The sequence below is a fragment of the Streptomyces sp. NPDC001663 genome (assembly GCF_042893105.1).
Taxonomy (GTDB): Bacteria; Actinomycetota; Actinomycetes; order Streptomycetales; family Streptomycetaceae; genus Streptomyces.
Genome location: NZ_JBIAUR010000024.1, coordinates 149,546 through 169,990, shown reverse-complemented (window position 1 = coordinate 169,990; position 20,445 = coordinate 149,546). Strand labels below are relative to the sequence as shown.

The following is a 20,445-nucleotide window of genomic DNA, read 5'->3' as shown; positions in this document are numbered from 1 at the left end:
TACTCAAGCCGAAGCCCTCACGCTTTGGTGATGTGACGGACCTTCCGGGCCGAAATGCCCGGGATGCTGAGACCCGACTACGGTCTCCGCAACGGATGGTCCCAGCACGGTGGAGAGCTCGCCCACCATCGGGTTGGAGCTGACGGTGGACTACCTTGCCAATGTCAATGTCCGGGCAGCGGTTCAACACGTCGGCCAAAGCAACCAGCCCTCAGTCGCTCCGGGGGAGCGGCGGTATAGGCCGTACCAGTAGCCCACAGCCAGCTCGCGCGCGGTGGTGTCCCTGCCACTGCCGGAGGTCTGCTGGGCGATGATGGCGCGCGGTTGTGTCCGCCTGCCTCCACTTCCCTCCGGCCTCATCCTGACCACGATGCCCGGTCAGTCCTCGGACTGCTGCTCATGCCGGTGAGTGCCACGGGCCAACTCCTGCAAGATCTCGTGCTCGCTCTTGCCAACGTCGCGGGCCATCTTGCGCAACAGCAGGGCGCAGAGTGCGGCTGCGCCGTCCATGAGCGCCTCGACCGCCATGGGATCCTCGCGCCGCCGTTCGGCGACGTACTGCGTCAGCAGCTCGTTCCCCGAGACGTAAGCGGTCATGAACTCGATGCCGTTGCGGAGGCGGTCGTAATCATTGCTCATGGGCACACCATCGCACGTCGGGCACGCGTTCCCCGGGGACCAGAGCCGGGCGATGGATCGTCAGGCGAACGGTCCCCCCTCACAGCAAGCGCGACCGCAACAGCTGGCGCCCGTCGGCCCGCCACCCCAGGGCCCGTGCCCATCGATCTCCACCCACTGCGCGTCAGTCGACTGCAACCCGATCTAACGCCGGCCGTCTGATCCCGACGGACCGCACTCGTGGTCAGGCGTCTTCGGGATCCAGCTCGAAGGTGAAATAGATGCTCAAACAGTAGGGCTCGTCTTCGTCATGGAAGAAATCCCAGGACACGTCTGTCAGACGGATGTTTTGTTCCCGAACCCACTCATGGGCTTTCTTGAAAGCTTCCGCGGCAGTTGCGGCGGGGAACAGCTTCCTGGCCATGGGGTGCACCCCAGTTTCAGCGCCCGAGTCGTCGAAACCCTCCGGAACGTCCAGGCAGAAGTCGGGATGCAGCACCATGGGGCGCGCCCTTTCCAGTCGGTTTGCCGGTACGAATTGACAGAGGCTGATCCTCTGAGCACGACGCCCGGTAAGACTGCCGCATCCCCGGGAAGGGTTGCTTCTGCCCACCAGGCGGCGAGGTGACGCACCCGGGGAAAACCTCTCTCGCGATGATCCAAATACGCGGCAAAGACCTGCAGTCGGCGGGCGGCGACCGGCGCAGGCTTCGCCGAACCGCACCCCCCAACTGCTCGTTGCAGACGGCTCCCGGGCACAGCCGCGGTGCGGCCACCACCGTCTCGTGCCCGTTCTCGGCCTCTCCTGCGACCTCCATGCCGGGCTGTGGGCAGACCTGGATCGGCGGCGGTGCATCGCGTGTTCCCCGCCCGAACTGTTGCGCTTGTTGTGCGGTACTCGGATCGGCGGACTGAGTACCCGGCGCCTACCGCGCCTTGCCCATTGGCGAGTTGGCTCACCACTAACGCCAACGGTCCGTGAGCTCGTACCGCCCGAGACCGTGGCGGGCGGTGAGTGCCACGACGTCTACCCCGTGCTCTTACTGAGCTTGCCCTACCTTTCTAGCGCGGGCCAACGCCGATCATTCGTAGGGCTGCACGACGGAGGCGGCGGAAGCATACTGTCCTGTCTCTGTGATGTCCGGGCAGCCTCAGAGATCTCCGGACATCTGAGCTGTCTCCGGGTGCCAGCGGAGGCAAGTGCGTCTTGACAATTCCAAACTGTCAAGGCGTACTTGCCTAATGACTCTTCCAGACCTGGACGATCTCATCGCGGAAGTTGACCGCAGGTGCGACACCGCACACCGCCCCGGCAGCCAAGAACAGCCCGACTGGCTCGCCCTCCTCACGGTCGCCGCCCAACTCGCAGGCCAGATGCAGGCGCTGGCAGACGACCTGGTCGAGGACTACGTCGAGCACTGCCGGATGCACGGCTCCTCGTGGACCGACATCGGCGCCGCCCTGGGCGTGACCCGACAGGCCGTCCAGCAACGCTTCCACGCACCGCACAAGCGCTACAGCCCCGAGACGATGACCGACGACCTCCGCCAGGCGATGACCTACGTCAAGCAGGCGGCAGTCCATCACCGCAACAACTACATCGGCACCGAGCACCTGCTCTGGGGACTGACCGCGCAGGACAACCGCGCCACCCGGCTCCTACGGGCTGCCGGTGTCTCACCGGAGACAGTCCACCAGTCCGTCGGCACCCGACTGAGCATGGGCGCCTCCCAGGCAGCCGAGCGCATCGCCTGGACGCCCTACTCCCGCAAAGCCATCGCCATCGCCGAAGCACGATCCGAGCAGAACGGCTCCGACCGCATCGACTGCGACGACCTGCTGATCGGACTTGCCCAGGTCGGCCGCGGAGTCGCCGCCGATGTCCTGGCCGAGGCCGACTTCGATCCAGCCGCCCTCGACGCCACAACTGCGGACGCCTGAGCCCATCGCGGCCCCGACGACCTGGACTGCGAGAGAACGGCGCCTTGCCCGGACTTGAGTGAGACACATCGACGAATCCCGTCTCACTCAAGTCCGGGCACCGCAGGCCAGCGGGGCATGATGCCCGGACTTATCCGAGACAGGACACATACGACGAGGCGGCGGGACACACCGACGCCGCCGAGCGAGCGGACATGCACCGCGGCTCCTGCGCTGGCCCGCCGACGCTGCGTGCCGGCTCGTCAGGGCTTGCGGCCGATGAAGGCGAGCAAGCGAGTCTGGACGTCGGCGCTCTCCGGCACCTCGACCCGCGGTCCGTACTGCCCGCTCGCACGGAGCACGTCGTCGAGCGGCAGCATTCCGTCGAGCAACTGGACGCATCTGGCGGGATCGAGGTGTTCGTCCTGGCCGGTGGCCCGCGCCAGGTCCCAGGTGTGCATGAAGACATCGGCGGTGTAGAACCGGTCGACCGCCTGGTCCAGTGGGATCTCTCCGATGTGCGGGTTCGACAGCAGCTTGTGTGCTGTGGCCGGATCGTCGAGGAGGGCCTGCACCCCATCGCGGTGCATCGCCCAGGCGGCCACCGGGTCGTCGTCCGCCGAGGGCCCCTTCGGCAGTTGGACTCCGGCGCCGGCTTCTAGGAAGGCGGGGAACCACTCGACGAGGTGACGGACGACATCCCGGGCGGCCCACCCCTCGCACGGCGCCGGGTTGTCCCAGGCCGCTGGGTCCGTGCCGCGGACGCGGTTGGTGAAGACGTGTGCCACAGCACGGTGCTCATCGGCTGCTGTTCTCGCCATGATCAAGATCCCGTCTGGGTGTGTCGGTCGGCGCTGCCGCTCTGTTGGCCGGCGAGCAGCTCGTCAAGCCGCTCGTAGCCTTCGCGGACGCCGACATCCATACCGCTCTTGAGCATCGCGTCGCGGGCTTCGATGGAGTCCATGAGTGACGTGCCGGTGACCCGGGTGCGGCCACCGAGGTCCTCGAAGAGGGCCGTCTCCAGGCTGACACCGTCTGGAAAGCCCTCGTAGGTGAAGGTCTGCACGATGCGCTCGCTGGGGCGCACCTCGTGGAACACACCATGGAAGCCGTACTCGGTCCCGTCGTCGGCGCTGTGCACATAGCGATACGAGCCGCCGGTGCGGGCGTCGTACTGGTCGATCCGCATCGTGAGGCGACGTGGGCCGAGCCACTGGACGACCAGATCGGGGTCGGTGTACGCGCGGAACACGCGATCCGACGGTGCGTCGAACTCGCGGATGATCACGATGGTGGGCAGAGCCGGGTCGGCCACGATCCGGGTCTCGTTGTGGTGGTGCGTGTCGGTGCTGCTCATGATGCCGCCTCCTTCGTCGGGGTGTCCGTCGTCGGCTGCTCGTCCATCTGTTCAAGGAGGGCATCGAGACGGCGGAACCGGTCCTCCGCCTCGCGCCGATAACGCTCGATCCACTTCGTCATCAGGTCGAACACCTCTGCCTCGAGGTGGCAGGGCCGCCGCTGGGCGTCTCTACTGCGACTGACCAGACCGGCGTCTTCCAGGACCTTGATGTGCTTGGACACGGCCTGCACCGTGACGTCGTACGGCTCGGCCAGTTCGTTGACCGTGGCGTCCCCGGCGGCGAGCCGGGCCACGATGTCGCGCCGAGTGGGGTCGGCCAGTGCGGAGAACACCAGCGACAGCCGGGCGTCGGTCACCTCGCACCTCTCATATTCAACCGATTGGTTAAATACTCTACGGTCGAGGTTTCCGGCTTGTCAACCAATCGGTTGAATAGCGGCGCGCCGTCCGCGCGGCGAGAGGCGTCCGCTACCGGGCGTCAGCCGTCGGTGCCGTCGCCGGGCGCCGTCCTGTGCAGAGATTGCGCGAGACGGGTTCGGGTCGGAGGCACGGTTGCTGTCTGGTTCCTTACCACCGCGAACCGCACCGGCTGCGGGGCAACGATCTGATTGCCGGCGCCCAGCTCGACGAACTGCCCACCACGGCCGCCTGGATGTCCTCGCCTTCCAGGGCCACATCGACATCGTCAAGCCACCGCAGGGCATGCGCGGCCCGGTCTGGCAGCCCGCGCCGCCGCCTTGATCACAACTGAAAACAGGCCCTGACTGGGGTGCTGCGGCGGACGCGGACAGTTACGTAGCTGCGCCGAGGAGCAAGATCCAGGGGACGCGCAGGGGACACGAGGGCATGGACCTGGTCGCGACGAGGGGTGTCTGCCCGTTTCGTCGTCTCCCTTCAAAGGCCAGCAGGAAGCACAGCCTGCCCGGCAGCCACATGAGTCCTCTGTCTCGGTCGTCCCGCAACCGCGGGCCAGGCGCCCCGCACCTCGTCTACGCCACCGCCTCGATCAGATCGACCCACGACCAGCCGAGGGCGGCGTTGGCGAGGAGTCCGGCGAGCACGACGAGGAAGGGGTACGTGCACAGCAGGGTCTGCTCAGAGTGGGAGGCCGCCTCAGGCAGAGCCTTCCCAGCAGGTCCGGCGCTGGGCGGCGGACACCATCCGCTCGAAGGCCGACACCCGCCCGTACGCGCCGACACCCGACGTGAGCCTCAGCTCGAGCTCGACAGAGGCGGCGAGCCTGCTCGCGCGTGCGGTCTCGGCTACAGCGAGCAGTCTGCCTTGCAGCGGAAGCAGCGCCCGATGGACAGTCCCACCCGCTCCGCCGGGTCCGGTCGGAGACCGCGACGCCCTCGCGCGCGGCGGCCCCTTCCCCCTGCAGCCTCTGCCTGGAACTCGGCTGCGGCACCGGCCTGTTCACCCCGCGGGCAGGCTTCTCGCGCCCTGCGGCACTTCGAAGCGGCATTTGGGCGCGGGGGATTCACCCAACCCGGTGATCGCTCGAATTGCGGTGTCCAGCGGCTGCGGCCTGGTCCGAAACCTTTGCAGGCTGCGGCATCACAGCCCTCCAGGCTTGCAAGGAGACGTTGGACGGGCGGGCCGAGCAGCAGTTCCTTGCCGGGCGAATTGCGCATGACTGATTACATTGTGCGCTTATGGTCGCTCGGTTGGTGCTTCCCGGCAGCAGCCGCCCCGTGTCACGGACCGGGGCGGCGCTCATGCTGCTGCTCGCCGCGCTGATGCACCTGCTGGCATGCGCCCACGGTCCGGCCAGTACGGGAATGGGCCACGCGGACGCCATCCAAATCGTCCCCGCAGCCACCGGGCAGGCGTCCGCACCCGCCGACCGCGAGCCGTCCCTGGAACAGAGCGGGGCGGCGGAAAACGACGAAGTGCACTGCTGCGGCACGGACGAGCCGACGGTTCAACGCCCGCGGGACGCGGTTCTGGCTGTACCTGCACTCCACGACGCCCTGACCGCCGAGCACCGCGGCACCGAGCCGGTGACCGCAGTGCCGCCAGTTCAGACATCGCCCCATGACCCCGGCTCGGACTCAGCCGGGCACGTACGATCCCGACTCGGCGTGTGGCGGACCTGATCGGCCCCATGCTGCGCTCACGCCCAAGGCCGCGGCGCGGCAGCCGATCACCTCCGCATCTTCCCCCTACGCAAGGCCGGTCGCTGTTCACGGCACCGGCCGCAGGAGAAGCACGCCATGAACCACCCCACCATGCCCACCTCCCCCGCCCAGTTGCTCGCCGGCGCCAAATGCCCGACGCACACCCCGGCCGGACTCGTCGGCGACACCCCGGTCCTCTGGATCGGCCCACCCTTCACCACTGCCGAACGCGGCTTCTGGGCCAAGCTCGAAGGCCTCAACCCCGGCGGCATCAAGGACCGCGCCGCGCTGCACATGGTCCGCGCCGCCCGTGAGCGCGGGCAGCTTCGGCCCGGCGCCCGCATTGTCGAGTCCAGCTCCGGCACTCTTGGCCTCGGCCTGGCCCTCGCCGGGGCCGCGTACGGCCATCCGGTCACCGTCGTCACCGACCTCGGCATGGAACCCCTGATGACCGGTCTGCTCACCGCGTACGGTGCAGAGGTCGACGTCGTCGACGCCCCGCACCCCACCGGGGGATGGCAGGAGGCCCGCAGCCACCGCGTCGAAGAACTCCTCGCCATCCGTCCCGACACCTGGTGCCCGGATCAGTACAACAACCCCGACAACGTGGCCGCATACGCCCCGCTCGCCCACGAATTGGTCGCCCAGCTCGGCCGCATCGACACCCTGGTCGTCTCGGTCGGTACCGGCGGGCACTCCGCGGGCATCGGCTCCGTGCTGCGCGGTTACTTCCCCCACCTACGCGTGGTGGGTGTGGACACCACTGGATCAACCATCTTCGGTCAGCTCGCCACCGCACGTCTGATGCGCGGCCTGGGCAGCAGCATCTACCCCCGCAACGTCGCCTATGACCTCTTCGACGAGGTCCACTGGATCGCCGCCCCCGAAGCGGTGTGGGCTGCCCGCCGCCTGGCCCGGGACCACTACGCCACCGGCGGCTGGAGCGTCGGCGCGGTCGCGCTCGTCGCCCGCTGGCTGGCCCGCACTCTGTCCGCCGAGAACCGGATCGTCGCCATCTTCCCCGACGGCCCGCAACGTTACGTCGGCACCATCTTTGACGACGCCTACTGCCAAGAGCACGACCTCCTGGGCCACCTGCCCGCCGACGACCCGGACGAGATCGTCCACCCCGGCGACCGGACCGTGACCCGCTGGACGCGGTGCACTCACATCAGCGATCCCCTCGCCACGGCTTGCCGACCCGACGCCGATACGCACGTCCTCGCAGGAGGCGCCCGATGAGCGCCCTGTGGCGGCAGACCTGCTCCTTCCCGCCCGCCGCACGGCTGTTGATGGCCAACCAGTTCGCCATCAACCTCGCCTTCTACATGCTCATGCCGTACCTCGCCGCCCATCTCTCCGGCGGACTCGGCCTCGCGGCCTGGGCGGTCGGACTCGTCCTGGGCGTGCGCAACTTCTCCCAGCAGGGCATGTTCCTCATCGGCGGCACCCTCGCCGACCGCTTCGGCTACAAGGCCCCGATCATGGCCGGCTGCCTGCTGCGCACCGTCGGCTTCGGCCTGCTCGGCTGGGTCGACAACCTGCCCGCCCTGATCGCCGCCTCGGCGGCCACCGGTTTCGCCGGTGCCCTGTTCAACCCAGCCGTCCGCGCCTACCTGGCCGCTGAAGCGGGAGAGCGACGCGTGGACGCTTTCGCCACCTTCAACGTCTACTACCAGGCCGGCATGCTGCTGGGCCCGCTCGTCGGACTCGCCCTGCTGGCCGCCGACTTCCGCCTCGTCTGCACCGTCGCCGCCGCCATCTTCGCCGTCCTGACCGTGCTGCAAGGGCGTGTGCTGCCCGCCCTGCGGGGTGAGACACGTGCGTCGACGTCCGACAAAGTGCTGGCCCAGTGGCGCACGGTCGCGGCAAACCGGCCCTTCCTGCTCTTCGCCACCGCGATGATCGGCTCGTACGTCCTGACCTTCCAGGTCTACCTGGCCCTGCCACTGGCTGCCACCAAGGCCCTGGGTTCGAAGGGGACTTGGGCGACGAGCGGACTCTTCGTCGTCTCGGCCGCGGTCGCCGTCGCCGGACAACTCCGGCTCACTGGCTGGGCGAAGCAACGCTGGAGCCCCGCCCAGGCCCTGGTGCGCGGACTGGCTGCGATGGGCCTGGCCTTCCTGCCCCTCGCCCTCACCCCACCGGAGACCGCCACCGCCGTACTCACCGCCCTGGTCGTGGCGGTGACCCTGCTCGCGGCCGGCAGCGCGATCGTCTACCCCTTCGAGATGGACACGGTCGTCACGCTCTCCGGCAATCGTCTCGTCGCCACCCACTACGGCCTGTACAACACCGTCTCCGGCCTCGGCATCACCCTCGGCAACCTTTCCATCGGCGCCCTGTGGGACTTCGCCGAACGACACGACGCCCTCTGGCTGCCCTGGTGGGCCCTGGCCGCCACAGGGTTCGCCTGCGCGGCCTCCGTTGCTGAGCTTGCGCGCAGTGGACGGCTGGTCGCGCGGGAGAAGGAGCGGCTCGCTCCCCTCTGACGCCGCAGGAGGGAGGTGTGGCCGTCGCCGTACGACGAGGGCCACACCTCCGCTGGCGATACGTCAGCTCTTGCCGAGCATCTTGTTCATCTGCTCGATCTCAGCCGTCTGGGCCGTGATCACGTCGTCCGCGAGCTTCGTGGCGGGACCGTACTTGCCGTCGGACTTCTCAGACTTGGCCGTCGTGACGGCGCCCTCGTGGTGCTCGACCATCATCCCGAGGAACATCTTGTCGAACTCCGTGCCGGAGGCCTTGTCCAGCTTGCCCATGTCGGCACTGCTCATCATGCCGGGCATGGAGGACGACATGTCGTGGTCCATCCCGGGCATGGAGGACGACATGTCCTCGGGAACCTCCTCGCCCCACGAGGTGAGCCAGCCGGACATCGTCTTGATCTCCGGGTCCTGCGCTCCCTTGATCTTCGCGGCGAGGTCCTTGACCTCCTGCGAGGAGGCGCGGTCGGTGGCCAGATCGGCCATGTCGACGGCCTGACGGTGGTGCTGGATCATCTCCTTGGTGAAGGAGACGTCCGCGTCGTTGTGGGCGCCCGCCTTGGCCGCGGCGGGCGCGGACGGGCTGGAGTCGGAGTTCATCGACCCCATGTCGTGACCGCCGCTGTCGTTGTCGCTGCCACAGGCGGCGAGCACAAGGGCGGCCACACCGGCGGTGACGGCGAGGGCGGTACGACGGATGAGGCTGCGGTGTGCAGTCATGGTTGAGCTCCTGCGTTCGGATCTGGTGAAGGGCATGCCGGAGCACGGCGCCGCGTCCGCAAGGGCGGGCGGCGTTGTGCGGGCCGTTCTAGATCCGCAGGAGTTGGAGTTCGGAGAGTGAGGGCGGGGCGCGGCCGCCGTCAGGGCCGCCGCCGAAAGGAGAGGCGCCCGCAGACGGCTGCTCGGCGCACGACGCCACGTCGGGCAGCAGCACCGGAACCACCACGGGAGTCCCGGCGACGGATGCGGAGGCACACGTCGCGTCCGCGTGGTTGACGTGGCCACTGCAGCCGCCGTCACCGTGATCGCATTCGCCCGGCATCGAGGCCCTGACATCCGTGTGCGCAGCCGCCGCCATCTGGTGGTGTCCGGTGTCAGCTGCGTCGCCGGGGACCGGCCCGAGACCGTGCATGCCGAGCAGTCCCAGCAGAAGCGTGCACACGAGCAGTACGCAGGACCGCAGCGCCAACTGCGGTCGAGCGAGCTGTCCGGGGCCTGTCACGGCCCCGTCGTAGGCGCGGATCATCTGCCCCTTGCGTCCCGGGCGTCATCGGAGTAGACACGGATTGCTATACCCACCCAGGGTATAGCAGGCTCTGACGGGAGGGACCGTGTCCGGCGTACTGACGACCGAATACAGCGTGTCCGGCATGACGTGCAGCCACTGCGAGAACGCCGTGAAACAGGAGGTCTCCGCACTCGAATCCGTCGTTGACGTGCGGGTCGACATTCCAACCGGCCGCCTCACCGTGACATCCGCCACCCCGCTCGACGACACCCAGGTGCGCGAGGCGATCGACGAAGCGGGTTACGAACTCACCGGGCGGCTGTGACCCCGCCGTTGCGCCCCGAAGGCCGCGCAGATCAGCCGTCTACTATGGCCCTGCGTACTCGCTTGCGCATTCGGTGGCGAAAGGAAGTCGGGGCCATGCGGCGGCTGGGGGACCTCGAGGCGGAGATCATGGACCGCTTCTGGACGTGGAACCGTCCGGCGACGGTGCGCGAGGTTGTCGACGACATCAACAAGACCCGTCCCGTCGCCTACACCACGGTGATGACCGTGACCAACATCCTCTACAACAAGGGCTGGCTGCTGCGAGGCAAGCACGGCCGCGCCTGGCTGTACTCCCCGGTCCGCAGCCGCGAGGCGTACGCGGCCGCACTGATGGAGGACGGCCTGGGGGAGAGCAAGGACCGTCCCGCCGCGCTGGTCCACTTCGTCGAGAGGATGTCCGAAGAAGAGGTGGCCGCCCTGCGCAAGGCCCTGCGGAACGTGGGACGACAGGCGAAGCCGTGAACGCGGCGCCCGTGCTGCTCGGTTACACGGCGGTCGTGGGTTTCCTCGCGCCGCGCCTGCTCCTCCGCGCGGGCTGGCCGTACCGGGCCCCCGCTCTCGCGGCGGCCGTGTGGCACACCCTGATGGCCTCCTTCGCCATCGGCGCCGCGCTCGCCGCGTACAACCTGGCCATGCCCACCGAGCACCTGCACGCGGGGCTCATGGGCCTGCTGCACACCTGCGGAATGCACGTCAGTGCGGGCGAACTCGACCTCGGCACAGCGCATCGGCTCGCTGTCGCCCTGCCCGCCGTCATCGGCATCGCCCTGCTCTCGAGCTTCGCCCTCCACGTCGTACGAGCCCGCCGGGCGCGGGCACGGCACCGCGAGGCCGTGGACCTGGTGGGCCGCCACTCCGCCGGCCTGTCCGCCACCGTCCTGCCGTACGGCATCCCCGCCGCCTACTGCCTGCCCGGCCGCCACGCCCGCATCGTGATCAGTGACGCGGCCGTACGGGAACTCACGCCAGAGCAGATCGGCGCCGTACTGGAACATGAGCAGGGCCACATCGCAGGGCGCCACCACCTGGCCCTGGCCGTCGCGGAGGCATTCCACTCGGTGTTCCGCCGGCTGCCCCTTGCCCATCACGCCCGGGAGCAGACGGCACTTCTGCTGGAGATGGTTGCCGACGACCGGGCCTTGCGGCGTCACTCCAGCGAGGCGCTGGCCACGGCGATGTACGAGATGGCCGTCGCCCGCACGCCGGCGGGCGCCTTCGCGGCGGGTGGGCACACCGTCCTGATCCGCATGAAGCGGATCCTCGGCCCGCGCCAAACAACTCACCCTGCCCTGTGGGGGTGTGTGGCCGCGGCGACCGTAGCGGTCCCTCTGCTGCCGCTGGTGGTGGCCTGTCCACTCGGTTGACCGACAGCGAGTGAGGCCGCTGTCACTCGCGACCCGGTTGCGATCCCAACTACTAAGCTACTAAGTTCTAACGGACTTGCCGCCGACGTCGCGGCACCGTCCCGACGGCCGCATCCCGTCCCTCGGTACACAGACGCGCAGAGGAGCCACCTCACGATGGGAACGCACCGTCGGCCGAAGCCGCCCAGTCGCGCCCGGATAGCCACCCTCGGCGTTGCAGCCGGCGCGGTGAGCCTCCTCCCGACGCAGAGCGAGGCGGCCCCGAAGCCCACGGTCGACGAGGTGCGCAAGCAGGTCGAGAAGCTCTACGAGGAGGCCGAGGCTCCCACCGAGGAGTACAACGGCATCCTCGAGAAGCAGCAGAAGCTGCAGCGTGAGGTGGACGGCGCACAGGACCGCCTGGCCCGCAAGCAGCAGGAGTTCAACGAACTCCGCGAGAAAATAGGGCCGTTGGCCGCCGAGCAGTACCGCAGTGGGGCCATCGACCCGAGCGTGCAGCTGTTCCTGTCCAGCGACCCGGACGACTACCTCGACAAGGCCGAGGCGCTCGGCCGTACCGGAGACCGGCAGGCCGCCGCACTGCGGGCACTGCGGAGCAAGCAGCGCGAACTCGCACAGGAACGCGCGGACGCCGCACAGCAGTTGAAGGACCTGAACGAAGCGCGCACGGAGGCCGCGAAGAAGAAGGACGAGGTCCAGGGCAAGCTCACCAAGGCCCGCAAGCTCCTGAACAGTCTGACCGCCGAGCAGCGCGCCAGGATGGACGCCGCCCAGGACCGCGAGGACGCCGCCGCCGGCACCAGCGACACGCCCGCCAGCTACAACGGTCCGGCCAGCGGTCGTGCGAAGACGGCCATCGAGTTCGCGTACGCCCAGCTCGGCAAGCCCTACGAGTGGGGTTCGACCGGCCCCAGCTCCTACGACTGCTCGGGCCTGGTGGGCGCGGCCTGGCGCTCGGCCGGTGTCTCACTGCCCCGCACCGTCAAGCAGATGTACGACGCCGGCCGCAAGGTGGCGCAGTCGGACCTGCAACCCGGCGACATCATCTACTGGTACAACGACAGCCAGCACAACGGCATTTACATCGGCGACGGCAAGGCGATCCACGCCCCGCGCACGGGCAAGAACATCGAGATCACCCAGGTCGGCTACATGCCGTTCTATGCCGCCACCAGGCCCTGAGCACCAACACCCGCACCACCTGAGGAACTTCCGTGCCTGCACGTCCGACCGCCCGCACCCCGTTCACGGTCGCGGTGACCGCACTCACCTCTCTGGCTCTCGCAGCTTGCGGAGGCGGCGCATCCTCCGACACGGGCGAGGAATCGGCAGCCTCCCACTCGGAGTCGGCGCTCTCGCACGTGCACGGCCTGGGCGTCGACCCCGCCGACGGGCGCGTGTACGTCGCGACCCACGACGGCCTGTACACGATCGCCAAGGGGCGGAAGCCGAAGCTCGTCGGCGACCGCCGGGACGACTTCATGGGCTTCATGGTGACCGGCAAGAACACCTTCATCGCCAGCGGACACGGCGCCGAAGGCAGCGACCGCCCCAGCAATCTCGGCCTGATCCAGAGCAGGAACGCCGGCCGCGCCTGGACGTCCCGATCGCTGTCGGGGGAGGCCGACTTCCACTCCCTGGACTTCGCGAAGGGCACGCTCTACGGGTACGAGGGCGGCCGGATCCAGGGCAGCACCGACCTCAAGGAATGGGACGACCGGGCGACGCTGGAGGCCCTGGACCTCGCGGTCAGCCCCTCGGGCGACAAGCTGCTGGCGACCACGGCCGATGGCGTGGCCACGAGCACCGACGGCGGCCGCACCTTCCGCAAGAGCGCCGGGCCGGTCCAGGCGTTCGTGTCCTGGCCCGCGCAGAAGGCCCTGTTCGGCATCGACACCTCCGGAAAGTTGAGCACGAGCCCGGACGGCGGCATGACGTGGAAACAGCTCACGACCGTGCCCGGCGGACAGCCCCAGGCGCTGACCGCCATGGACGCCGGCCACCTCCTCGCCGCGACGATGGCAGGCGTGTACGAGTCGCGCGACGGCGGCAGGACCTTCACCGAACTGGCGCCGCTCGCTTCCTGAGTTCTCCGCCGCAGTCGGTCAAGGCTTCACCATGTGGCACCGGTGGCTGAGTGGGCGGGAGTTGCCCGACGTACTAAGGGAGTAAGTAGAACGTCCGGCGAAGGGAAACTCCGTGATCCAGCAACGCATCGTCCTCCTCTCGGCCGCAGGGCTCGCCGCGGCGCTTCTGCTGGGGGCGTGTGGCAGCTCGTCGGACCAGACCGCCGCCGGTACGAGCCCCGGCAGTACCGCGCCGGTCGCCACGGCCGCCGCGGAATCAGCGACCTCCGCACCGGCCGGCAGCGGTGACTCCGGCAGCGGGCACATGGCCACGACCACCATGCTGATGGCCAAGTCGGACAAGGGCATGGGCAGCATGGTGACCGACGACAAGGGGATGACCCTCTCTCTACCGCTACGACAAGGACCAGCCGACTCCGTCCAAATGGACATGCGCGGGTCAGTGCACGAAGACGTGGATGCCCGTCATGGTCCAGGACTCCGTACAGACCATGGGGGTCGAGGAGAGCCTTCTCGGCACGGTCCACCGGGACGGCATGAAGCAGCTGACTCTCGGCGGCTGGCCGCTGTACCGGTACATGGGCGACACGAAGGCCGGACAGATGAACGGCCAGGGCAAGGACAAGGCCTGGTATGCCGTCACCCCGTCCGGCAAGAAATCCACCATGACGAGCTGACCTGCGGGTTCCCTCGATTGGCGGCGAGGGCGCATGGTTTCCAAGACACAGCGGTACGGGGCTGAACGGGGTGTATGGACAGCGCCACCGCGTACACTGACGGGGTGCCGAAGCTGTGGACCGAGACGATCGAAGAGCACCGGCGTACGGTGCGCGACGCGATCCTGAACACCACGGCGGAACTGGCCGCCGAGCGCGGAGTGCGGTCGGTGACCATGTCGCAGATCGCCGAGCAGGTCGGCATCGGGCGGGCCACGCTGTACAAGTACTTCCCCGACGTCGAGACGATCCTGCTCGCCTGGCACGACCGCCAGATCGCTGAGCACCTGGAACAGCTCGCGGAGGTCCGCGACCAGGTCGACGGAGTCGGCGAACAACTCGAAGCGGTTCTCCGGGCGTTCGCTCACATCTCACGCCAGTCCCGCGGGCAGCACGGCACCGAATTCGCGGCCTTCCTGCACCGGGACGAGCAGGTCGCGCACGCCGAGCAGCAGCTCCACGGCATGATCCGCGACCTCCTGGCCGCAGGCGTGCAGGCCGGCAACTTCCGGGACGATGTCGCACCGGACGAGCTCGCGACGTACTGCCTCCACGCCCTCTCGGCAGCTGCCACCTTGCCTTCCGATGCGGCCGCCGACCGCCTCGTCGCGGTCACTTTGTCCGGGCTCCGCGCCGGGAACCTCGTAGCGGACGATCCGAAGCCCGCAAGCCGAAGCGCACACCCCCGCCATCACGGCCCCGGCGCACAGCACTCCGGTCACTGAGCTTCCCCGGCTGTTTCCGCAGCTCCGCACTGTCTGGCAGCGGACCTCCTCTAGTTATTGCAATCCTTTTGCATCTGGGCATCGAATGCCATGCAGGATGGACCACGACGTCGAGCACCACCAGGAATCAAGGACACCGTCATGACCGTTGCGCCCCAGCCCCGGCCGGGCCTCCTCCGGCGTATCAGCGGAGCACTCACCCCGCGCGAATGGGCCCGGGCCAGCGGACTGGCCGCCGCGATCCTCGCGCTGCATGTCATCGGCTGGGGCACGCTGCTCCTCATCGTCGTCCCCCAGCACTTCGAACTGGGCGGCGGACAGGGAGCGTTCGGCATCGGACTCGGCGTCACGGCGTACGTGCTGGGGATGCGGCACGCCTTCGACGCGGACCACATCGCCGCGATCGACAACACGACCCGGAAACTGATCTCGGACGGGCAGCGACCGCTGTCCGTCGGCTTCTTCTTCTCCCTCGGCCACTCGAGCGTCGTCTTCCTGCTGGCGCTGCTCTTCGCGCTCGGCGTGCGCTCGCTCGCCGGGCCGGTCCAGGACGACGGCTCCAGCCTGCACTCGACGCTCGGCTTCATCGGCACCTCGGTCTCCGGCGTCTTCCTGTACGTCATCGCGGCCTTCAACCTCGTCGCCCTGATCGGCATCCTCAAGGTCTTCCGCCGGATGCGTTCGGGCGGCCACACCGAGGCGGACCTCGAGGCGCAACTGGGCGCCGGGGGCGGTGTGATGACCCGGATCCTGGGCCGTGCGACCCGGGCGGTCGGCAAGTCCTGGCACATGTACCCGCTGGGCTTCCTCTTCGGCCTCGGCTTCGACACCGCCACCGAGGTCTCGCTGCTGTTCCTCGCGGCCGGCGCCGCCGGGGCCGGCATCCCCTGGTACGCGATCCTGTGCCTGCCGGTGCTGTTCGCGGCAGGCATGAGCCTGCTCGACACCATCGACGGCTCGTTCATGAACTTCGCGTACTCCTGGGCGTTCTCCAACCCGGTCCGCAAGGTCTTCTACAACATCACCATCACCGGCCTGTCGGTCGCCGCCGCCCTCATCATCGGCACGGTCGAACTCCTGTCGATCGCCGGGGAGAAGCTCTCCCTCCACGGCGCCTTCTGGGACTGGGTCGGCGGCATCGACCTCAACAGCGTGGGATACGCCGTCGTGGCTCTCTTCGTCGTCACCTGGGCGGCCGCACTGCTGATCTGGCGCTACGGCCGGCTCGAGGAGAAGTGGACGCCCGCGCCGGCGGAGGACTGAGCAGCGCATGCCGGGTGGTCACTTGAGGTGGCGGCTGAGGTGGGTCGTGACGTAGAGCACGTACTCCAGCGGGCCACGCCGGAACCATCGCGTCCAGACGGTGGCCAGCAGCATGGCGGTCGCGATGAAAGCGAGCAGCGCGATCAAAGCCGGGAGAGTCTCCTCCTCCATGCCAACGACCCAGATAGCGAGGACGTGCACGACGTAGGCGGTCAGCGAGACCATGCCTACCGTCCAACGCGCCGTCTACCGCACGGTCCAGGAGGCGTTGACCAACGTCCGCAAGCACGCCCCCGGCGCGACCGCCGCCATCTCAATTCAGTACGAGTACGGCACGGTCCACGCCCCTGTCACCAACACCGCCCCCACCCGGCCCGCCCTCCCGCTGCCCAGCACGGCATCGTCGACCTGCACCAGCGGGCCGAACTCCTCGGCGGCACCGTCAGTTCCGGCCCCACGGCCGACGGCGGTTACGAACTCCGCCTGGCACTGCCTGTCCGGGGTGAGTCGTGACCCGACTTGCGCTTCCGGGTGTGAAGGTGACCGTGGCGGGTGGCCAGAGTCCCGATGCCGATTACCTTCGCGAGGACGACCAGGAGAACAACGGCACCGGCGCCCCAGCCCAGCCACCGCGAAGCCGCCAGCACGGACCCGCCGAGCACCAGGTGGGCGACGATGATCAGGGCGACGACTCCGCCGACCACCCCGAAGGACCAGCGCCGTTGCGCTCCCATGGGGTGCTGCTGCTCCTCCCGAGGCTGAGACCCTGCTACCGAGTCGGGTTCGTCCGGCTGCAGGCCGGTCGTCCCAAGCCGCTGCCAGGTGACGGTGAGGCGATCGCGCCTGCCGATCTTTTCGATGCGTCCGGCGACGAGCTCCTGGATCCGCTGCAGGTCTTCCTCTGTGTCGGCGTCGGCTCGCAGCGTCAGCGCGTCCGCGGTGGCCTCCATGGTCCACTGGCCCAGGTTCACACACACGGTCCCGTGGGTGTCCGTCCACTCGACATGATGCACTTCCGGGGGCCGGTGCGCGTCACCGCCGCTGTGGGGGCGTGCCCTGTAGCGGGAGTGTCGGCCCATCTGTTGGGCGTGGCGGCAGAGTTGGACGAGGTAGCGGCTCGCGCGCTCGGTTTCGACTCGGGCTTCCGCGGTCAGCATGGTGTTCCTCTCCGGGTCTCTCAATGGATCAGGCCCTGGTGAGGGCGACGAGCCAGGCCCGGATACCGTCCGGGTCGGTGGTGATGTCGATCGTGCTGGGTTCGATGGAATCGATACGCCATCCCTCGGCGAACGCTGCCTCGATCTCGTTCCGCGCGAGCTTGTGCACTCGTCCCCACTCGCCGGGCTGCCGGTCGCTGAAGCACAGCATGAAGTAGCGGCCACCCGGTCGGATCACCGCGCGCAGGCTGTCGACGTACGTGGCGCGGTCGGCGCCGCCGAAGATGTGGAAGAGACCGCAGTCGAGCACGGTGTCGAAGTCTTCGCGGAGACCGGCCAGCTGCAGGGCGTCCCAGGGCAGGAACCTCGCCGTGCGGCCCCGCTCGCGCGCCTTCTTCTCGGCGGCGCGCAGGGCCCGGGAGGCGAGGTCGACACCCGTGGCGTCCAGGCCGAGGCCTGCGCACATGAGCACGTGCTCGCCGGTTCCGCAGCCGACGTCCAGCACCCGGCCCTGGATGGCGCCCGCCTTGGCGAGTGCCAGGAACGCCGGTTGCGGCCGGCTGATATCCCAGGGCGGCGGGCTGGCGTACAGGTCGTCGGGCCCGGACGGTTCCGCGGAATCGGGGTGGTGGTGCGGGTGAGGGTGACGGAGTGAGCCGGCCATGCCGGTGTCCTTCCCGTTGCGTCTGGCATCCCGGGTTCTTGTCCGGCTGCTCGTGACGACCACAAGCTTTATCGAGACACAGTGTCTCTGTCAATCCATGCTGTTTTGATCACGACGTCGCGTATAGGGATGAGGGTGGAGGACTGAGGAGCTGCCCATACGGCATCCGGGCGGGTCCGTCGGCAGCCGACGAACCCGCCCGGACGGCGAGAGCGAAGGTCAGGCCTGGTAGGCCACGTTCGTCATCATCCCGGCCTCGCCGTGGTACGCGTTGTGGCAGTGCAGCATCCACTGGCCCGGATTGTCGGCGTCGAAGAAGACGGACAGCTTCTTCTTGGGCAGCACGATCACGGTGTCCTTGCGCGGTCCCGAGGCACCTAGCTGATACGTGTGGCCGTGCAGGTGCATCGGGTGCCACATGTCGCTGTCGTTGACGAAGTCGAGCCGGACGCGCTGGCCCTCCTCGATGAGGATCGGGCTCGCCTCGGGGTCGTTCATGTCGAACGGCGTGCCGTTGATGGCCCAGTTGTACTTCGTCATGCCGCCGGTCAGCTTGATCTGATGCGTGACGTCGGTCTTGGCGGACTTCAGGCGTACGTCGTCGGCGGCGCGCAGCTGGGACGCCGTCATGATCATGCCGTCGAGCTCCTTGGGGCGGACGGTCGCGGACGGCTTGCTCCCCGAGCCTGTGCGCACCAGGGCGAGGCCGTTCGCGTTCTTCCCCTCGGCCAGGGCGACCAGGGGGAAGACGCCGTCGTCGAGGGTGACGAGAACGTCGTAGCGTTCGCCCATGCCGACCAGCAGGGCGTCCACCTCCTGGTGCTGGACCGGGAAGCCGTCGGTGTGGGTGATGGTCAGCCTGTGGCCGCCCAGGGCGACGCGGTAGGCAGTGTCCGAACCCGCGTTGATGATCCGCAGCCGTACCTTCTTGCCGGGTTTGCCGGTGTAGACGTCCGGGTCGGTCGCCACCCGGCCGTTGATCAGGTGGTGCGGGTACTTCACATCACCGGCGTCGCCGCCGAGCAGGTCGCTCTCGGCGCCCATGAGCATGAACTTCATCGACATGCCGCCGGAGGAGGCCGAGGCCGTGGGGGAGGGGGACGCGGAGTCGCCGCCCATGTCCATCCCGCCCATGTCTCCCATGTCGTGGCCGTCCGTGCCGCCGGAGCTGGGGCTTGCTCCCATGCCCATGCCGCCCATGCCGTGCTTGAGTTCGGCGAAGACCTCGTCGGGAGTGCCGGTGACGCCGTCGACCCAGTCGTCGAGGAGGACGACCCATTCGTCGTCGTAGTCCAAGGTCTCCTTGGGGTCCTCGACGATCAGCGGGGCGTACAGGCCGCGGTCGAGCTGGACGCCGATGTGCGGGTGGAAGAAGTACGTGCCCGGGGCGTCGGCGATGAAGCGGTACGTGAACGTCGAGCCGGCCCGGACGGCGGTCTGGGTGGCGGGCGGCACGCCGTCCATGTCGTTGCGCAGCGCGATGCCGTGCCAGTGGATCGACGTGGTGGTCTTGTTCGGGAGCTGGTTGGACAGCTCGGCGACCAGGGTGTCGCCGACGGACAGCCGGACCTCCTTGCCCGGGGTGCGCCCGTCGAAGGCCCAGGTCTTGGGCATGACGCCGCCGCCCAGGTCGATCATCGCGGGGGCCGAGGTCAGGGTGAGCTTGTGCTGTCGTCCGGTGCTGGTCCGCTTCTTGTCGGCGGCGGCGACCGCCGAGCCGGACGGGTTGACGAGACCCTTGTCGCTGCCGGAACCGGAGCCGCTGGTGCAGGCGGCGAGCGCGCCGACGCCCGCGGCACCCAGCCCGGCGAGCAGGACGGAGCGACGGTTGATGCTGTTCATGGGGTTGTGTCCTCTGACTCGAAACTGCCGATGTGGTCGCGGGGGACGGCACATCGCGCGCCGTCCGGCGCGGCCTATATGCGCAGTTGAGAGAGGACGGAGAGGTCGGGTGGGGCGCGGCCGACAGCTGCGGCGCCGGGAGCGCGCCCGGCTGTGACGTGCCGCAGGTTCATCAGTGGACCGACCTCGGCCTGGGCGGGTGCGGCGAGCTGCACGGAGGAGACACTCGCCGCGGTGCAGTGCTGCATGGTCGGCATGGCGCACGTGCCGTCATTGGCGCTGTGCGCGGATGCGCCCGAGACGGACGGTGCCGTCCCGGCCGGCATGGCGTGAACGGCGTGGGCCGTGTCCGGCATGGAGGAGACGTCCATCGCGGGCGTCTCGTGGTGGACGAGCACGGCCAGCGCGACGCACAGGGTGAGGAAGACCCCATACGCCCAGCGGACGGCTATGCCGCCGCCGCGAGCCGACCGAATCGTCATGCGCTCCACCTGATGGATTGGGATTGCCGGATCAGCATCTTACCCCCAGGGGGTACCTCGGGCGTCTCGCGTTGCCCCATTCGGAG

At 68.7% G+C, this 20,445-nt stretch carries 24 protein-coding genes and 2 pseudogenes; 14 read left to right on the top strand and 12 right to left on the bottom strand.

Annotated features, from left to right (window positions below):
• Positions 1 to 378 precede the first annotated feature (378 nt).
• Together ACFY1L_RS49665 and ACFY1L_RS49660 are read right to left on the bottom strand one after the other, a co-directional pair.
• A complete protein-coding gene (locus ACFY1L_RS49665) occupies positions 379 to 639 on the bottom strand; it encodes a hypothetical protein (protein WP_388841405.1) in 261 nt (86 codons plus the stop codon).
• Between the two features lie 223 nt (positions 640 to 862).
• Positions 863 to 1,120, bottom strand: a complete 258-nt coding sequence (locus ACFY1L_RS49660; protein WP_388841403.1) for a hypothetical protein — start codon at positions 1,118 to 1,120, stop codon at positions 863 to 865.
• A gap of 740 nt (positions 1,121 to 1,860) precedes the next feature.
• Here ACFY1L_RS49660 and ACFY1L_RS49655 point away from each other — a divergent pair.
• Positions 1,861 to 2,559: a Clp protease N-terminal domain-containing protein gene (locus ACFY1L_RS49655; RefSeq protein WP_388841401.1), complete on the top strand. Its 699-nt coding sequence runs from the start codon at positions 1,861 to 1,863 to the stop codon at positions 2,557 to 2,559.
• A 242-nt stretch (positions 2,560 to 2,801) separates the two neighbouring features.
• Here ACFY1L_RS49655 and ACFY1L_RS49650 read toward each other — a convergent pair whose 3' ends face one another.
• The 3 genes from ACFY1L_RS49650 to ACFY1L_RS49640 are packed head-to-tail and all read right to left on the bottom strand — an operon-like array spanning position 2,802 to position 4,254.
• Positions 2,802 to 3,359: a TIGR03086 family metal-binding protein gene (locus ACFY1L_RS49650; RefSeq protein ID WP_388841399.1), complete on the bottom strand. Its 558-nt coding sequence runs from the start codon at positions 3,357 to 3,359 to the stop codon at positions 2,802 to 2,804.
• Between the two features lie 2 nt (positions 3,360 to 3,361).
• Positions 3,362 to 3,895 (bottom strand): SRPBCC family protein, encoded by a 534-nt coding sequence (locus tag ACFY1L_RS49645; RefSeq protein ID WP_388841396.1) that lies wholly within the window; start codon positions 3,893 to 3,895, stop codon positions 3,362 to 3,364.
• A complete protein-coding gene (locus ACFY1L_RS49640) occupies positions 3,892 to 4,254 on the bottom strand; it encodes an ArsR/SmtB family transcription factor (RefSeq protein ID WP_388841393.1) in 363 nt (120 codons plus the stop codon). The genes ACFY1L_RS49645 and ACFY1L_RS49640 overlap by 4 nt, the downstream gene beginning before the upstream one ends.
• Before the next feature lie 1,338 nt (positions 4,255 to 5,592).
• Between ACFY1L_RS49640 and ACFY1L_RS49635 the strand changes: the two genes are divergently transcribed.
• The 3 genes from ACFY1L_RS49635 (at position 5,593) to ACFY1L_RS49625 (ending at position 8,510) form a co-directional block, all read left to right on the top strand.
• Positions 5,593 to 5,997: a hypothetical protein gene (locus ACFY1L_RS49635; RefSeq protein WP_388841390.1), complete on the top strand. Its 405-nt coding sequence runs from the start codon at positions 5,593 to 5,595 to the stop codon at positions 5,995 to 5,997.
• A 117-nt stretch (positions 5,998 to 6,114) separates the two neighbouring features.
• Positions 6,115 to 7,260, top strand: a complete 1,146-nt coding sequence (locus tag ACFY1L_RS49630; protein ID WP_388841387.1) for a PLP-dependent cysteine synthase family protein — start codon at positions 6,115 to 6,117, stop codon at positions 7,258 to 7,260.
• The gene (locus ACFY1L_RS49625; protein ID WP_388841384.1) at positions 7,257 to 8,510 is read left to right on the top strand and encodes an MFS transporter; all 1,254 of its coding nucleotides are present in this window, start codon (positions 7,257 to 7,259) and stop codon (positions 8,508 to 8,510) included. The genes ACFY1L_RS49630 and ACFY1L_RS49625 overlap by 4 nt, the downstream gene beginning before the upstream one ends.
• A 63-nt stretch (positions 8,511 to 8,573) precedes the next feature.
• Here ACFY1L_RS49625 and ACFY1L_RS49620 read toward each other — a convergent pair whose 3' ends face one another.
• Both ACFY1L_RS49620 and ACFY1L_RS49615 read right to left on the bottom strand, forming a co-directional pair.
• Complete coding sequence (locus ACFY1L_RS49620; protein ID WP_388841381.1) at positions 8,574 to 9,224, bottom strand: DUF305 domain-containing protein; 651 nt, start codon at positions 9,222 to 9,224, stop codon at positions 8,574 to 8,576.
• Between the two features lie 88 nt (positions 9,225 to 9,312).
• Positions 9,313 to 9,726 (bottom strand): DUF6153 family protein, encoded by a 414-nt coding sequence (locus ACFY1L_RS49615; protein ID WP_388841378.1) that lies wholly within the window; start codon positions 9,724 to 9,726, stop codon positions 9,313 to 9,315.
• A gap of 109 nt (positions 9,727 to 9,835) precedes the next feature.
• On the opposite strand from ACFY1L_RS49615, the gene ACFY1L_RS49610 reads away from it, so the two are divergent.
• The 9 genes and pseudogenes from ACFY1L_RS49610 to ACFY1L_RS49570 all read left to right on the top strand — a co-directional run bounded on the left by ACFY1L_RS49610 (position 9,836) and on the right by ACFY1L_RS49570 (position 16,214).
• Entirely contained in the window at positions 9,836 to 10,057 is a 222-nt protein-coding gene (locus ACFY1L_RS49610) for a heavy-metal-associated domain-containing protein (protein WP_388841375.1), read from the top strand.
• Between the two features lie 95 nt (positions 10,058 to 10,152).
• Positions 10,153 to 10,521, top strand: a complete 369-nt coding sequence (locus tag ACFY1L_RS49605) for a BlaI/MecI/CopY family transcriptional regulator (RefSeq protein WP_388841372.1) — start codon at positions 10,153 to 10,155, stop codon at positions 10,519 to 10,521.
• On the top strand, positions 10,518 to 11,423 hold the full coding sequence (locus ACFY1L_RS49600; RefSeq protein WP_388841369.1) for a M56 family metallopeptidase: 906 nt from the start codon (positions 10,518 to 10,520) through the stop codon (positions 11,421 to 11,423). Before ACFY1L_RS49605 ends, ACFY1L_RS49600 begins: the two co-directional genes overlap by 4 nt.
• 156 nt (positions 11,424 to 11,579) lie before the next feature.
• Positions 11,580 to 12,605 carry an NlpC/P60 family protein gene (locus ACFY1L_RS49595; protein WP_388841366.1) on the top strand — a complete coding sequence of 342 codons (1,026 nt, stop codon included), beginning with the start codon at positions 11,580 to 11,582 and terminating at the stop codon, positions 12,603 to 12,605.
• A 32-nt stretch (positions 12,606 to 12,637) separates the two neighbouring features.
• On the top strand, positions 12,638 to 13,510 hold the full coding sequence (locus tag ACFY1L_RS49590) for a F510_1955 family glycosylhydrolase (protein ID WP_388841363.1): 873 nt from the start codon (positions 12,638 to 12,640) through the stop codon (positions 13,508 to 13,510).
• 398 nt (positions 13,511 to 13,908) lie between these two features.
• A pseudogene (locus ACFY1L_RS49585) lies at positions 13,909 to 13,968 on the top strand (hypothetical protein); the annotation flags it as partial.
• A complete protein-coding gene (locus ACFY1L_RS49580; protein WP_388841360.1) occupies positions 13,969 to 14,187 on the top strand; it encodes a hypothetical protein in 219 nt (72 codons plus the stop codon).
• Positions 14,188 to 14,291: 104 nt separating this feature from the next.
• Positions 14,292 to 14,951, top strand: a complete 660-nt coding sequence (locus ACFY1L_RS49575; protein ID WP_388841358.1) for a TetR/AcrR family transcriptional regulator — start codon at positions 14,292 to 14,294, stop codon at positions 14,949 to 14,951.
• A gap of 141 nt (positions 14,952 to 15,092) precedes the next feature.
• Positions 15,093 to 16,214 (top strand): HoxN/HupN/NixA family nickel/cobalt transporter, encoded by a 1,122-nt coding sequence (locus ACFY1L_RS49570; RefSeq protein WP_388841355.1) that lies wholly within the window; start codon positions 15,093 to 15,095, stop codon positions 16,212 to 16,214.
• 18 nt (positions 16,215 to 16,232) lie between these two features.
• On the opposite strand, the gene ACFY1L_RS49565 is transcribed toward ACFY1L_RS49570, so the two are convergent.
• A complete protein-coding gene (locus tag ACFY1L_RS49565) occupies positions 16,233 to 16,439 on the bottom strand; it encodes a DUF418 domain-containing protein (RefSeq protein ID WP_388841352.1) in 207 nt (68 codons plus the stop codon).
• Position 16,440: 1 nt separating this feature from the next.
• Here ACFY1L_RS49565 and ACFY1L_RS49560 point away from each other — a divergent pair.
• A pseudogene (locus ACFY1L_RS49560) lies at positions 16,441 to 16,727 on the top strand (two-component sensor histidine kinase); the annotation flags it as partial.
• Here ACFY1L_RS49560 and ACFY1L_RS49555 read toward each other — a convergent pair.
• The 4 genes from ACFY1L_RS49555 to ACFY1L_RS49540 form a co-directional block, all read right to left on the bottom strand.
• Positions 16,685 to 17,371 (bottom strand): DUF2218 domain-containing protein, encoded by a 687-nt coding sequence (locus ACFY1L_RS49555; RefSeq protein WP_388841349.1) that lies wholly within the window; start codon positions 17,369 to 17,371, stop codon positions 16,685 to 16,687. The pseudogene ACFY1L_RS49560 and the gene ACFY1L_RS49555 sit on opposite strands and share 43 nt — an antisense overlap.
• A gap of 28 nt (positions 17,372 to 17,399) precedes the next feature.
• Positions 17,400 to 18,035 (bottom strand): class I SAM-dependent methyltransferase, encoded by a 636-nt coding sequence (locus tag ACFY1L_RS49550; protein ID WP_388841346.1) that lies wholly within the window; start codon positions 18,033 to 18,035, stop codon positions 17,400 to 17,402.
• A 219-nt stretch (positions 18,036 to 18,254) separates the two neighbouring features.
• A complete protein-coding gene (locus ACFY1L_RS49545) occupies positions 18,255 to 19,877 on the bottom strand; it encodes a multicopper oxidase family protein (RefSeq protein ID WP_388841343.1) in 1,623 nt (540 codons plus the stop codon).
• A gap of 74 nt (positions 19,878 to 19,951) precedes the next feature.
• A complete protein-coding gene (locus tag ACFY1L_RS49540) occupies positions 19,952 to 20,359 on the bottom strand; it encodes a DUF6153 family protein (protein WP_388841340.1) in 408 nt (135 codons plus the stop codon).
• Positions 20,360 to 20,445: the final 86 nt, after the last annotated feature.

What these genes read in the sequence shown, in the direction of transcription:
- ACFY1L_RS49660 (WP_388841403.1), bottom strand. Translation starts at nt 1,120, where the DNA reads ATGGTGCTGCATCCCGACTTCTGCCTGGACGTTCCGGAGGGTTTCGAC.
- ACFY1L_RS49540 (WP_388841340.1), bottom strand. Translation starts at nt 20,359, where the DNA reads ATGACGATTCGGTCGGCTCGCGGCGGCGGCATAGCCGTCCGCTGGGCG.
- ACFY1L_RS49665 (WP_388841405.1), bottom strand. Translation starts at nt 639, where the DNA reads ATGAGCAATGATTACGACCGCCTCCGCAACGGCATCGAGTTCATGACC.
- ACFY1L_RS49620 (WP_388841381.1), bottom strand. Translation starts at nt 9,224, where the DNA reads ATGACTGCACACCGCAGCCTCATCCGTCGTACCGCCCTCGCCGTCACC.
- ACFY1L_RS49605 (WP_388841372.1), top strand. Translation starts at nt 10,153, where the DNA reads ATGCGGCGGCTGGGGGACCTCGAGGCGGAGATCATGGACCGCTTCTGG.
- ACFY1L_RS49565 (WP_388841352.1), bottom strand. Translation starts at nt 16,439, where the DNA reads ATGGTCTCGCTGACCGCCTACGTCGTGCACGTCCTCGCTATCTGGGTC.
- ACFY1L_RS49545 (WP_388841343.1), bottom strand. Translation starts at nt 19,877, where the DNA reads ATGAACAGCATCAACCGTCGCTCCGTCCTGCTCGCCGGGCTGGGTGCC.
- ACFY1L_RS49650 (WP_388841399.1), bottom strand. Translation starts at nt 3,359, where the DNA reads ATGGCGAGAACAGCAGCCGATGAGCACCGTGCTGTGGCACACGTCTTC.
- ACFY1L_RS49595 (WP_388841366.1), top strand. Translation starts at nt 11,580, where the DNA reads ATGGGAACGCACCGTCGGCCGAAGCCGCCCAGTCGCGCCCGGATAGCC.
- ACFY1L_RS49645 (WP_388841396.1), bottom strand. Translation starts at nt 3,895, where the DNA reads ATGAGCAGCACCGACACGCACCACCACAACGAGACCCGGATCGTGGCC.
- ACFY1L_RS49580 (WP_388841360.1), top strand. Translation starts at nt 13,969, where the DNA reads ATGCCCGTCATGGTCCAGGACTCCGTACAGACCATGGGGGTCGAGGAG.
- ACFY1L_RS49630 (WP_388841387.1), top strand. Translation starts at nt 6,115, where the DNA reads ATGAACCACCCCACCATGCCCACCTCCCCCGCCCAGTTGCTCGCCGGC.
- ACFY1L_RS49570 (WP_388841355.1), top strand. Translation starts at nt 15,093, where the DNA reads ATGACCGTTGCGCCCCAGCCCCGGCCGGGCCTCCTCCGGCGTATCAGC.
- ACFY1L_RS49625 (WP_388841384.1), top strand. Translation starts at nt 7,257, where the DNA reads ATGAGCGCCCTGTGGCGGCAGACCTGCTCCTTCCCGCCCGCCGCACGG.
- ACFY1L_RS49550 (WP_388841346.1), bottom strand. Translation starts at nt 18,035, where the DNA reads ATGGCCGGCTCACTCCGTCACCCTCACCCGCACCACCACCCCGATTCC.
- ACFY1L_RS49655 (WP_388841401.1), top strand. Translation starts at nt 1,861, where the DNA reads ATGACTCTTCCAGACCTGGACGATCTCATCGCGGAAGTTGACCGCAGG.
- ACFY1L_RS49555 (WP_388841349.1), bottom strand. Translation starts at nt 17,371, where the DNA reads ATGCTGACCGCGGAAGCCCGAGTCGAAACCGAGCGCGCGAGCCGCTAC.